The sequence below is a fragment of the Mariluticola halotolerans genome (genome assembly GCF_021611515.1).
Taxonomy (GTDB): domain Bacteria; phylum Pseudomonadota; class Alphaproteobacteria; order Rhizobiales; family Devosiaceae; genus Mariluticola; species Mariluticola halotolerans.
The window spans coordinates 1,670,613-1,682,960 of the sequence record NZ_CP090960.1 but is presented as its reverse complement, the minus strand read 5'-3'; the positions used below and the strand labels follow the sequence as shown (position 1 = coordinate 1,682,960).

The window sequence follows — 12,348 nt, the reverse complement described above, 5'->3', positions numbered from 1 at the left end:
TGCATCGCTATTTCTGCCCTTTTTGGGACTTCACTTCCCTGTGCGGGGCCTGGCCCGAAATGCTGTCGATTCTCAATGTTGTTGCGCCGGTCTTTGCGCTGGTTGCCGTGGGTTTTCTTGCGGTGCGTTTCCGGCTTTATCCCGCGACCGGTGTGCGCGGCCTCCTGACCTTCGTCAACAATTTCGCCACGCCCTGCCTGCTGTTCCGCGCCGCCCTTTCGGTGGATTTCCAGTCGGTCTTCAACCCGCAAATCATCATCGGCTTTTACACCGGGGCGATAATCGCCTTTACCCTTGGTATTTTCCTGTCGCGGACTGTTTTTGGTGATACGCCGGGTGAGGCCGCAGCCTCGGGATTTGGCGGCATGTTTTCCAATTGTGTGCTGCTGGGCATTCCCATCATCCAGCGCGCCTTTGGCGATGCGGCGCTGCCAACCATTTATTCCATTCTCAGCCTGCACGCCGCCATTCTGATGACGCTGGCCATGCTGGTGATCGAACTGTCGCGGCGCGATGGCACCTCTCTTGGCAAGGCGGTAACGATTGCCGGGAGACGGATTGTCACCAATCCCTTGCTGATCGGGCTGGGGCTGGGGCTTATCGGCAATTTCGCCGGGCTGCAATTGATCGAGGCGGCGGATGCCTTCACACTGATGATGGCCATGGCTGTGGTGCCGGTGGCGCTGTTCGGCCTCGGCGGGGCATTGAACGAATATCAGTTGCGCGAAAACTGGACCCAGGCGCTGGCCATGTCGGGGTTGAAACTGTTTGTGCAGCCCGCCATTGCCTGGGTGCTGCTGGTGCCCGTATTCCATGTCGAACACGAAACCGCCCGTTATGCGGTGGTGCTGGCGGCGATGCCAACCGGCATCAACGCCTATATTTTTGCCACCATTTATAACCGGTCGGTCGATGTGGCCGCCAATACGGTGTTGATCTCGACCGCGCTTTCCGTGCTGTCGATTTCCATGTGGCTCTACATTATGAGTTTTTAGGTTTTATACCGCCGGCAAATTCCGGCGGGTTTGAGGAGGGATGTCATGTCCAACGAAGTGCTGATCACCAATAAACTGCTGCAAAGCTGTGAAGATGCAATCGATGCCGGTTACACCGCGCACCGGTTGTATCAGCAAGAGGACCCCGAGGCGTTTTTGAAAGAGGTCGGGCCGCGCATCCGGGCCATTGCAGCAGGTAAGGTCGATGCGGCGCTGATCGGCAAATTGCCGAAACTGGAGATGATTTCAAATTTTGGCGTCGGTTATGACAATATCGATACCGATGCGGCCCGCGCCCGCAATATCCGGGTGACCAATACCCCAAGTGTCTTGAACGATGCCATGGCCGAGATCACCATCGGGCTTATGGTGGGGCTGGCCCGGCGGCTGCCCCAGGCTGATCGTTATGTGCGCGAGGGCAAATGGCTTAAAGCGCCGTTCCCGCTGCAAAGCGAATTGACCGGCAAGACCGTCGGCATTGTGGGGCTGGGGCGGATCGGCAAGGAAATCGCCAGCCGTTGCCTGGCGATGAAAATGCGCGTCGTTTATTTCGGCCGCCGCCAGCAGCCGAACACCCCTTATGTCTATTACGACAAACTGGCCGACATGGCGCGGGACGCCGACTGGTTGGTGGTCATCACCCCCGGTGGCGCGGGCACGGATGGGATTGTCAATCGTGCGGTGCTTGAGGCGCTGGGGCCAAAGGGCTATCTGGTCAATATGGCCCGCGGCTCGGTGGTTGATGAGCCGGTCATGGTCGACATGCTGCAATCGGGCGGGATCGCCGGGGCAGCGCTGGACGTGTTCGCCGATGAACCGAATGTGCCCGAAGCCCTTTTCGCGCTCGACAATGTGTTGTTGTCACCCCATCAGGGCAGTGCCACCCAGCAGACCCGTGACGCCATGGGCGCGCTGGTTGTGGCCAATCTCGACGCCTATTTCGCCGGGGAGCCGCTGTTGACGCCGGTGGTCTGACCCGGCCTCAATCCGGGGCGCGCCGCCCCAGAATGGCCATCGAGATAAACGGAATGGCAAGGCCAAGGGCGAGCAGGCGAATGGCGTGGTGCGCGGCGATGAAGGCAGTGTCATAGCCAAAGGCAATGCCCAGCGCGCCCATCGTCTCCAGCCCGCCGGGCGCCAGGGCGACCCAGACCTGGCCGAAGGGCATATTGATTATCGGCGCGATCATGAACGTGATGAGCGTGACCGCGCCGATAGACATCAGCCCCACGACGAGACCGCCAAGCAGCGACTGGCGCAGTTCAGACGCCGAGACCCCCACAAAGCGCGAGCCGATCAGCGCGCCCATGAAAATAAAGCTGAACACAACCAGCGGCAGCGGCACGGACCCGTCAAACAGACCCATCAACCGCGCAATTGTTGATACCAGCATCGCCCCAAGGACAAAGCCGGCGGGCACACCTAAGCGCTTGAACAGATAGCCGCCAAGTGTGCAGCCCAGCGCCAGCAGCACCAGTTCGCCCAGCGGCATGTCAGCCGCCCGGTGCGGCGGCACGATGGCACCCGCCGCCATCACCTGCGCCCCCACGGGCACCGCAATGGTCAGGATCAGCACCCGGATCGACTGGATGACCGCGATCTGGCGCGTATTGCCGCGCCCGCTTTCGGAAATACCGATAATGAAACTGAGATGGCCGGGGCAGGAGGACAGAAAGGCGGTTATCCGGTCAATGCCGAACAGCCGGTGCAGAATGAGGGTGGTCAGTGTGATGATGACCACCAGCCCGCTGAGCAGCGCAAAAATGCTGATGGGCCAGTGCACGATCAGGCTGAGCGTGTCCCTGGACACGCTGGCCCCCATCGACATGCCGATAATGATAAAGGCGATATCGCGCATGGGGGACAGAATGGTCGCCTTCATGCCGAAGAGCGCCGCAATGGAAACCGCCAGCGCCCCGCCGCAAAGATATGCCGCCGGCAGACCCAGGGCATCGGCGGCCAGCCCCCCAAGGCCCGAAACCACGAGGGTAATAAGCGCCCACCCGGCAAGCCGGATATCTGCCTTCAGTTTCATTCCGCAGCGGGCATGGCAGTTTCTGCGAGCTTGATCCAGTAGGAGACGCCAATGGGTATGATCTCGTCGTTGAAATCATACTTGTCGTCATGCAGGCCGGCCGTGTCGCCCTGTCCCACAAGAATATAGGCACCGGGACGCGCCTGCAGCATGTAGGAAAAATCCTCGCCGCCCATTGTCGGATTGACATTGCGGTTGACCCGCTCGTCGCCTGCAACAAGGGCCGCGACATCGCCTGCGAACAGGGCCTGTTGCGGCGCATTGACCGTCACCGGATAGCCGCGCCGATAGGTCATGCTGGCGCTGGCACCATAGCTTTTGGCGAACTGGGGCACGAAATCATTGAGGCGTTGTTCCATCAGGTCGCGTACATCTTCGTCCAGTGTGCGCACCGTGCCGGTGATTTTGGCAGTACGCGGAATGACATTATTGGCTTCGCCCGCCTTGATGACGGTGACGGAGAGCACAGCCGATTTGACCGGATCGACATTGCGCGAGACCAGGGTCTGCAAGCCGGAAATCATCTGGGCGGCGGTGACAATCGGATCGACCGCCAGATGGGGAAGTGCCGCATGGCCGCCAACGCCTTCAATATCGATGGAGAAGACATCAGTCGCCGCCATGATGCCGCCTTCGCGAATGCCGAATTCGCCGACAGGGATGCCGGGAAAATTGTGCATGCCATAGACTTCCTCAATGCCGAATTTTTCCATCAGCCCGTCTTTGACCATGGCGTCGCCGCCACCGCCGCCTTCTTCGGCAGGCTGGAAGATCAGCGCAACCGTGCCGTCGAAATTGCGGGTTTCGGCCAGATATTTCGCCGCGCCCAGCAACATGGCGGTATGCCCGTCATGGCCACAGGCGTGCATTTTGCCCGGAATGGTCGAGGCATAGGGCTTGCCGGTATTCTCGGTGATCGGCAGCGCATCCATATCGGCGCGCAGGCCGATGACCTTGCCACTTTTAGTGCTGCGGCCATTGATGATGCCGACAACGCCCGTGCGGCCAAGCCCGGTTTTGATCTCGTCCACCCCGAAGGATTTCAGCATTTCTTCAACTTTGCCGGCCGTCCGGTGCACATCGTACAAGAGCTCTGGATTGGCATGGAAATCGCGGCGCCAGGCTGTGATTTCCTGATGAAATTCGGCAACACGGTTGATGACAGGCATGAGAATTCCAGATGAACAGGGAAGGAACTCCCTATGTCGCGCCGATAACGCGCCGCGTCAACTCCGCCCGCTGAGATCAGAGCCCGATTTCCGCTTTCGTGCCATTTGCCAAGGGCACACTGAGAATATGCCCGCGCCCCTGCTGACGGAGCGTGAAGGTGCCATCAGCTGCAAAGGGCAGCGGGAAGCGCGCGATCTCTTCAAAGGATTGTGCGGCAAAGCTGATGACGCGGATCGCCATCCGGTCGCCATCGGGAATGGCGATATCGGCAATCCCGTCCGCATTGAAATCGGCGATTGCCGCCATGCCGGTGAACCGCGACCCGTTCCGGTGGTTGGAGACGTCCTCGATGGCCCCGGTTTGTGCAAACCCGTCTGCCCCAAGCGTCCAGACTTCCAGCCGCTTGACCAGATGCGGCATGGCCACCAGCGCCACATCCAGCTGCCCGTCGCCATCAAAATCTGCAACGCCGGCCGGATTAAGCCAGCGAAAGGCCTGCCCGATGAACGGGGTCTTTGCCTTGAGCGTGATCGCCCCGCCCGCAACGCTGTAGGCGGCAAGGGATGCGCCCTGATCGAGGTTTGTCAGCACCAGAAGGATTTCGTCTTTCCCGTCGCCGTCGAGATCGGCGAGGCGCGGCTGCCGGTCCTCAAAGACCTCGGCCTCATCAAGCATCAGCGTCAGCACCCGCCCGTCAGCCATTTTTACCCGGACGCCGCCCGGTTCGTAATCGCTGCCCATAACGAAATGCCCATAGCGGGTGACCGGCGCAATCAGCCAGGCTTCCGCAATGTCATTCTGGCCCTGGGCGACGCGTAAATCGGCAATTGCCTCGGGATCGTTTGTGGCCGATATCGGCGCGCCAAGGGAATAATTGCTATGAAACATAACAATAATCATTGCAATCCGGATCAGTACGGGCAATGTTTTCTCCTTAAGGCGCGGGACGTGGGTGCAAATTCTATTGCGGGAACTTGCTCCCTCGATGCGGGTTTGCAAAGAGGTATGCTGGTAAAGCCCCCGTGAACGGGTTGAAGGGAGTGGACGTTGAAAATTCTTGTCGCGGTCAAACGTGTGGTCGATCACAATGTGCGCATTCGGGTAAAGCCGGATGGGTCCGGTGTTGAGACCGCCAATGTGCGCATGTCCATGAACCCTTTCTGCAAGAATGCGGTGGAAGCCGCCGTGCAACTGGCAGAGCAGGGCCACGCCACAGAGATTGTTGCCGTCTCCATTGGCCCGAAAGCGGCCAGCGATGTGTTGTTGACGGCGATGGCCATGGGTGTGAACCGCTCGATCCTGATCGAGACTGACGCGCGGGTTGAGCCGCTGGCCGTGGCCAAGCTGCTGCAGGCCGTGGTTGATGAAGAAAAGCCCGACCTTGTCTTGCTCGGCAAACAGGCCGTTGATGACGACAGCAATCAGACAGGCCAGATGTTGGCCGGCCTGCTAGACTGGCCGCAGGCGACCTTTGCCTCTGCCATTGAAGTTGAAGACGGGGCGGTGAAAGTCACCCGCGAGGTCGATTATGGCCGGGCGGAATCCCGGCTGCCGCTGCCCGCGATCATTACCGCTGACCTGCGCCTCAACACGCCGCGCAACACCGCCTTGCCCATGGTGATGAAGGCGCGGCAAAAGCCGCTTGCCGTGCGCCCGGTTGCCGAATTCGGGGTCGATATTACCCCGCGCCTTCAAATCGAAAAGACCACGCCGCCCGCCGAACGCAGCGGCGGCAAAACGGTTGGCTCGGTCGATGATCTGGTGACCGCCATAGGCGATGATGTGGCCAATATGGAGGCACTGTAAATGAGCATTCTGGTTCTGGCTGATCATGATCAGGGCAAACTGTCGCCCGCGACCCAGCGTGTACTTGGCGCGGTTGCGACCCTGGGCGATGCAGCCGATGTGCTGGTTGCCGGTGAAAACATTGGTGTTGTCGCCGAAGCGGCGGCAAAGCTGCCCGGCGTGCAAAAAGTTTCGGTGGCGGATAATGCCGCCTATGCCAGCCAGTCGGCCGAAGCGCTTGCGGGGCTGCTTTCGGGCCTTGTTGACGGCTACGAATATATCGTTGCCAGTGCCGGCGCGGTTGGCCGCGATGTCATGCCACGCCTTGCCGCAAAGCTGGACGTGATGCCGGTAACCGATGTCATTGCGATCCATGGTGCAGACCGGTTTGACCGGCCCGTTTATGCCGGCAATGCGATTGAAACCGTGGTCAATACGCAGGCCAAAAAGCTGCTGACCATCCGCGCCTCGGCCTTTGCCCCAATCAAAGGTGATGGCCAGGCGCCGATTGAGCCGGTTAGCCTTGCCGATATCAAATCGGTGGTTGAGTTCATCGCCGAATTGCGCACGGAAAATGACACGCCTGACCTTGGCACAGCCCAGATTGTTGTCGGGGGCGGGCAGTCCTTTGCCTCGGCGGAAAATTTCAAGATGGTGGAAAAGCTTGCCGCCGTGCTGGGCGCCGCCGTTGGTGCCACCCGCGCAGCGGTGGATGCGGGCTATGCGCCCAATGACTGGCAGGTGGGCCAGACCGGCAAGATCATTGCGCCGGATCTTTATATCGCCATCGGTATTTCCGGAGCCTTGCAGCATCTGGCCGGGATTCAGGGCGCGAAAAAAATCATCGCCATCAATCTCGACCCCGAAGCGCCTCTGGTCAAACTCGCCGACCTGGCCTTGATCGGGGACCTGTTCGAGGTTGTGCCCGCCCTGACGGCGGCGCTGGAGCAGCGGTTGAAAGCCTAGGGCGCTGCCGCAACACGGGAGCACCACTTGTGCCGTTGCGGCATGCGGCCAATCAAGGACTTAGGGCCCGCTTTTGTTGCCGTCAAAAAGGGCGCGGGCGCTAAGGCCGATTGCAAATTCTTGTGGTCAGCCTATAAAGGCCGGGCAATTTTAGTGCTCGGAAACCAATCTAATGTTCGAAACTTTGAAGAAGGCCCCCGTCGACAAGATTTTTGCCCTGATGGGCGAATACCGGGCGGATCCGCGTAAAGACAAAACCGATCTCGGCATTGGTGTCTATAAAGACCCGACCGGCGAAACGCCGATCATGTCTGCGGTCAAAAAAGCCGAGCAGAAGGTTTTTGCCGACGCCAAGACCAAGACCTATGTCGGGGTTTCCGGCAATCGCGGATTTTGCGATGCAGTGACCGACCTGGTGTTTGGCGACGCGATTGAAAAATCCCGCATCGCCTCGGTACAGGCCCCCGGCGGCACCGGCTCGATCTGGGTCTTGCTGCAATTGCTGAACCGGGCGCGCCCGGGCGGCACGATGTGGATCTCTGATCCCTCCTGGCCAAACCACCAGCCGATGTGCGAACTGGCCGGGCTGAATGTAAAGGCCTATCCCTATTTCGATGCGGAAAGCGGCGACGTCAAATTCGACGAGATGCTGGCCTGCCTCGACAAGATGGGGCCTGAGGACACGGTGCTGCTGCACGCGTGCTGCCACAATCCCACCGGCGCCAACCTGACCAATGAACAATGGGACAAGGTGGCGGCAAGCCTCAAAAAGACCGGCGCTTTCCCGCTGATCGATCTGGCCTATCTCGGTTTTGGTGACGGGCTTGAGGCGGATGCCTATGCCCCGCGCAAACTGGCAAGCGAACTGCCGGAAGTGATGCTGGCCTTTTCCGCCTCGAAGAATTTCGGGCTCTATCGCGAGCGGGCCGGTTGTGCGGTTTGCGTTGGTAGCGACGAGAACACGGCCGCCATTGCCTATTCGCAAATGGCCAATATCATTCGTGCCTCCTATTCGCAGCCGCCCGATCATGGTGCGGAAATCGTCCGGTTGATCCTCTCCGACCCTGCATTGCGGGCTGAATGGGAAGCTGAACTCAAAGAGATGCGCGAACGCATGGTGCGCCTGCGCGTCAAGCTGGCCGACGCCATCCGCGAACGGTCCAATGCCACCGACTTTGATTTTGTCGCGCGGCACCGGGGCATGTTCTCGCTGCTAGGGCTCGATAAAGCCCAGGTTGAGCATTTAAAACTGTCAAATGGCATCTATATGATAGATGACAGCCGCATCAACGTTGCCGGCATTCCCGAAGACCGGGTGGGCGAACTGGCCGATGCCTTGCTGGCTGTTGCCCGCTAGCGATTGATCTTGCACGCACGCTCCGGCGTGCTGCACAATCTCTGGACATTAATTTTTATTATTTCCTGGAGGAACGTCATGAAGTTTTTCGTCGATACCGCTGAAGTCAAGGATATCCAGGAGCTTTACGAAACCGGGCTTCTGGATGGCGTGACCACAAATCCCAGCCTGATTGCCAAATCCGGCCGTGATTTCAAGGAAGTCATTGCGGAAATCTGCAAGATCGTGCCGGGCCCCGTTTCTGCCGAAGTGGCCTCGACCGAGGTCAAGGGCATGATCGCTGAGGGTGAACATCTGGCCAAGATCGCCGACAATGTCGTCATCAAGGTGCCGCTGACCTGGGACGGGCTGAAGGCCTGCAAGCACTTCTCCGACAATGACATCAAGACCAATGTCACCTTGTGCTTCTCCGCCACCCAGGCCCTCCTGGCTGCCAAGGTTGGCGCGACCTATATCTCGCCGTTTATCGGGCGTCTGGATGACATCAATATGGATGGCATGCAGCTGATCGAGGATATTCGCGTGATTTACGATAATTACGCCTATTCCACCGAGATCCTCGCCGCGTCCATCCGGGGCATGAACCATGTCTCCCAGGCAGCGCTTGCCGGGGCTGATGTGGCCACGATCCCGCCTGCGGTCATTCGTCAGCTTGCCAAACATCCGCTGACGGACAAAGGTCTCGAAGCGTTTGTCAAAGACTGGAAAGCTACAGGCCAGTCGATCCTCTAAAGCCGGAATTTGCATGGCTGATAATCCGATTGCCGACGCGGTACGCGAAGCGCTTGCGCGCGTCGAAATCCCCGGCGGCGAACACCTTTCCGGCTATGCCGGGCTGAGTGATATCATCGTCACCCCAAGTGCCGTGGCCTTCGCCATTTCGGTGGAGCCCGGCATGGAAGGCGCGTTCGGCCCCGTGCGGGCCGCCGCCACCGAAGCGGCCGAAGCCGTGGCCGAGGGGCGCAAGATCATGGTCTCGCTGACCGCCGATCGCGCCCCGGCCAGTGCCGGCAAGGGGGGTGCCGCGCCACAGCAACGCCAGCCACCGGCCCAGAAATCAGCCGTGAAAGGCATTCGCCATATCATCGCTGTTGCCTCGGGTAAGGGCGGGGTGGGTAAATCCACCTGTGCGGTCAATCTGGCGCTGGCCCTGCAGGCCGAAGGGCTGAAAGTCGGCGTGCTGGACGCTGATCTTTATGGGCCCTCCGTGCCCAAACTGCTCGGGCTTGAAGGCAAGCCGGCGGTGCGTGATGACGGGATTTTTGTGGCCCATGAAGCTTATGGCCTCAAGGCGATTTCCATCGGCTCGATGCTGGAAAAGGATCAGGCTGTGGTCTGGCGTGGCCCGATGGCGACATCGGCCCTCCGCCAGCTGTTGCGCGAGACCGATTGGGGCGAACTCGATGTGCTGATTGTCGATCTGCCCCCCGGCACCGGCGACATCCAGATTTCGCTCTGCCAGCAGGTTGAACTCTCCGGCGCGGTGATTGTCTCCACCCCCCAGGACCTGGCTCTGATCGATGCCAAAAAGGCGCTCGACATGTTCCGGCGTTTGCAGATCCGGATTTTCGGGCTGGTCGAGAACATGAGCTATTTCATCGCCCCCGATACCGGCAATCGCTATGACATTTTCGGGCATGGCGGCGCAAAGACAGCAGCGGGTGAGCTGGGGCTTGAATTCCTTGGCGAGGTGCCTTTGCACATGTCAATCCGCGAACAGTCCGATGCCGGCGCACCGGTCGTCGCCTCGGCCCCCGACGGGCCGGAAGCCAAGGCTTTCAAGGCGGTAGCGCAAAAAATGCTCGCTGACACACCGGCATTGCGCCGCTGAACGGCAAAGCTGGATCGGGGCCAAAGGCCCCGATACCCGTTCCCGGGCTGGTTTAGGCTTTTTTAACCAGATTACGCGGTAGCGGCGAGATTGAATTAGAACAAACTAATGATCAATCTTTCCATGTGACTTTGCCTGAATCGATCGGGAGGCAACATGGTGAAGTCGGCTTTATATGTTTTTGGATTACTCGCATTCGTCGCTATCATTGCGGTTGGTGCGACATCCGGATTGAAGGTTGCCGTCGACAAGGCGGTCTCGGTTGCCGGATTGCATACGGCCGAATTATGGACACGCCACCTTGAACAGCTGGCCGCCGGCAATATGCCCGCCATGGAATCAGAACCTGAAGCTGTGTCACCCGATGCCGGGGACCATCACGCCCATGAAGACGACCACGGTGCGGATCTGTCTGTGGGGCAGGCGATCCCGTCGGCCGGAAGGGGCAATCATATACAAGTCGAAGGCTTCGGCAGCGCCGGCGACGTTTTCCATTACCATGTCGTCACGGCGACCCAGCATGATGATGGTCATATAGCTACGGCCGGCGATCCGTCCGATCACAGCCATGACACCATTATTGAAACCGTGCGGGTGGAAGGCGTGAGCCAGTCGCAATTGCATCATGGGGCGCCCGGTCTTGGGCTGCCTGATACGTATATCGAAGCTTTTGTGCCACTGCACGGCGCAGATGGCACAGTGACCGACGTGGCCCAGGTTATGGTCGATCAGACAGTCATTGCCCGCCTTTTCCACCAATCCTTCAGCGTGCTCTCCCTTTCGGTCGCCGCGATCTTTGCGCTTGTTTTCAGCATTGCCTATATCGCCTTCGTCATCAAAACCAGGCAGGAAGCCCGGTCGCGCAAACAGGTGGATTACCTGGCGCGCTATGATCAGGTCACCCAATTGCTGAATCGGGCGGGATTTACCTCCATGCTTGACCAGAAACTGGCTTCCGGCGATGTGGATCTGGCCCGTACCGGCATGATCTTTATTGATCTCGACCACTTCAAATCCATCAACGATACGTTCGGGCACAAGGGTGGCGACGCGTTTTTGCGCCATGTCGGTGAGGCCATTTCCCGCAATCTGGCGGATGGTGACGTGGCCGGGCGCCTTGGTGGCGACGAGTTCGTCATCCTCGCCCAGCGCGGCAGCGTGCAAGAGATTGAAACACTGGTGAAAAAAATCCAGGCGGCAGCCTCCGTTCCTGTGCATCGTGATGGCCAGACGATCAGGGGACATCTCAGCCTCGGAATCCATTACGCGGGCGACACCCCGCTATCGCTCGAGGCGCGCATGCAAAAGGCCGATATCGCGCTTTACGAAGCCAAGATGGAAGGCCGCAACACCTATTGTATCTTCACCCCCGATCTGGAAGCGCGCCAGAAGCGGCGTCAGCGGATCGAGACAGCCATCCGCGCCGGTATCGACAATGATCGTTTCGAGCTGCATTTCCAGCCGCTCCTGCATCAGGGAAGTAAGCAATGCGCCGGGTTCGAGGCCTTATTGCGCCTGAATGATGCCGAGGGCATTGCCATTCCTCCCGCAGAATTTATCCCGATTGCCGAAGCCATGGGTGTGATCGGCACGATTGGCGGCTGGGTGCTGGAAAAGGCGGTCACAGCGGCCCGCGACTGGCCGGAACCGCTATTCGTGGCGGTGAACCTGTCCGCGCGGCAATTTGATGATGGTTCTCTGGTATCCATCGTCAAGCGCGCGCTCGCCAAAAGCGGTCTGGACCCGAAACGTCTGGAACTGGAAGTCACCGAAAGCCTGTTGATGGACAATACCGAAAAGGTTGCCACCCAGCTTGATGAATTGCGCCAGCTCGGTGTTTCGATCGCCATGGACGACTTTGGTACCGGCTATTCCAGTCTTGGCTACTTGTGGAAATTCGGTTTCGACAAGATCAAGATCGATCGCTCGTTCATCGCCGGACTGGCCGATGACAAGGAAAAAGTCAGGGAAGTCCTCGAAACCATCATTCTTCTGGGGCATCGGCTCGACATGACGGTGACGGCGGAAGGTATCGAGACGGAAGAGCAGGCCGAAGTATTGTCTGACCTCGAATGTGATTATTTTCAGGGCTATCTTTACGCCAAGGCCATGCCGGATACCGAGCTGGCGGCCTTTGTGCTGTCCAATCTCGGCGAAAATGACCAACAGCCCGCAAAGGCCCCCGGCCTTATTGAGGTGAATGGCTGAG

General features: G+C 59.3%; 11 protein-coding genes. 8 read left to right on the top strand and 3 right to left on the bottom strand.

Going from position 1 to position 12,348, the window contains the following annotated elements; all coding sequences use genetic code 11:
- Window positions 1-59 precede the first annotated feature (59 nt).
- Window positions 60-995 carry an AEC family transporter gene (locus tag L1P08_RS08020; protein ID WP_303616511.1) on the top strand — a complete coding sequence of 312 codons (936 nt, stop codon included), beginning with the start codon at window positions 60-62 and terminating at the stop codon, window positions 993-995.
- 45 nt (window positions 996-1,040) lie between these two features.
- Window positions 1,041-1,970 carry a 2-hydroxyacid dehydrogenase gene (locus tag L1P08_RS08015; protein ID WP_303616510.1) on the top strand — a complete coding sequence of 310 codons (930 nt, stop codon included), beginning with the start codon at window positions 1,041-1,043 and terminating at the stop codon, window positions 1,968-1,970.
- 7 nt (window positions 1,971-1,977) lie between these two features.
- Here L1P08_RS08015 and L1P08_RS08010 read toward each other — a convergent pair whose 3' ends face one another.
- The 3 genes from L1P08_RS08010 to L1P08_RS08000 all read right to left on the bottom strand — a co-directional run bounded on the left by L1P08_RS08010 (window position 1,978) and on the right by L1P08_RS08000 (window position 5,124).
- Complete coding sequence (locus L1P08_RS08010) at window positions 1,978-3,030, bottom strand: AbrB family transcriptional regulator (RefSeq protein ID WP_303616509.1); 1,053 nt, start codon at window positions 3,028-3,030, stop codon at window positions 1,978-1,980.
- Window positions 3,027-4,199: a M20 aminoacylase family protein gene (locus L1P08_RS08005; protein ID WP_303616508.1), complete on the bottom strand. Its 1,173-nt coding sequence runs from the start codon at window positions 4,197-4,199 to the stop codon at window positions 3,027-3,029. Before L1P08_RS08005 ends, L1P08_RS08010 begins: the two co-directional genes overlap by 4 nt.
- Before the next feature lie 76 nt (window positions 4,200-4,275).
- Window positions 4,276-5,124, bottom strand: a complete 849-nt coding sequence (locus L1P08_RS08000) for an FG-GAP repeat domain-containing protein (RefSeq protein WP_303616507.1) — start codon at window positions 5,122-5,124, stop codon at window positions 4,276-4,278.
- A gap of 123 nt (window positions 5,125-5,247) precedes the next feature.
- Here L1P08_RS08000 and L1P08_RS07995 point away from each other — a divergent pair, with 123 nt between their 5' ends.
- The 6 genes from L1P08_RS07995 (at window position 5,248) to L1P08_RS07970 (ending at window position 12,347) form a co-directional block, all read left to right on the top strand.
- Entirely contained in the window at window positions 5,248-6,006 is a 759-nt protein-coding gene (locus tag L1P08_RS07995; protein WP_303616506.1) for an electron transfer flavoprotein subunit beta/FixA family protein, read from the top strand.
- Window positions 6,007-6,951: an electron transfer flavoprotein subunit alpha/FixB family protein gene (locus L1P08_RS07990; protein ID WP_303616505.1), complete on the top strand. Its 945-nt coding sequence runs from the start codon at window positions 6,007-6,009 to the stop codon at window positions 6,949-6,951. It begins immediately after the preceding gene.
- A gap of 172 nt (window positions 6,952-7,123) precedes the next feature.
- Complete coding sequence (locus L1P08_RS07985) at window positions 7,124-8,308, top strand: amino acid aminotransferase (protein WP_303616504.1); 1,185 nt, start codon at window positions 7,124-7,126, stop codon at window positions 8,306-8,308.
- Window positions 8,309-8,386: 78 nt separating this feature from the next.
- Window positions 8,387-9,040 carry a fructose-6-phosphate aldolase gene (gene fsa / locus L1P08_RS07980; RefSeq protein WP_303616503.1) on the top strand — a complete coding sequence of 218 codons (654 nt, stop codon included), beginning with the start codon at window positions 8,387-8,389 and terminating at the stop codon, window positions 9,038-9,040.
- 13 nt (window positions 9,041-9,053) lie between these two features.
- A complete protein-coding gene (locus L1P08_RS07975; RefSeq protein WP_303616502.1) occupies window positions 9,054-10,139 on the top strand; it encodes an Mrp/NBP35 family ATP-binding protein in 1,086 nt (361 codons plus the stop codon).
- 156 nt (window positions 10,140-10,295) lie between these two features.
- Window positions 10,296-12,347: a putative bifunctional diguanylate cyclase/phosphodiesterase gene (locus tag L1P08_RS07970; protein ID WP_303616501.1), complete on the top strand. Its 2,052-nt coding sequence runs from the start codon at window positions 10,296-10,298 to the stop codon at window positions 12,345-12,347.
- Window position 12,348 lies beyond the last annotated feature (1 nt).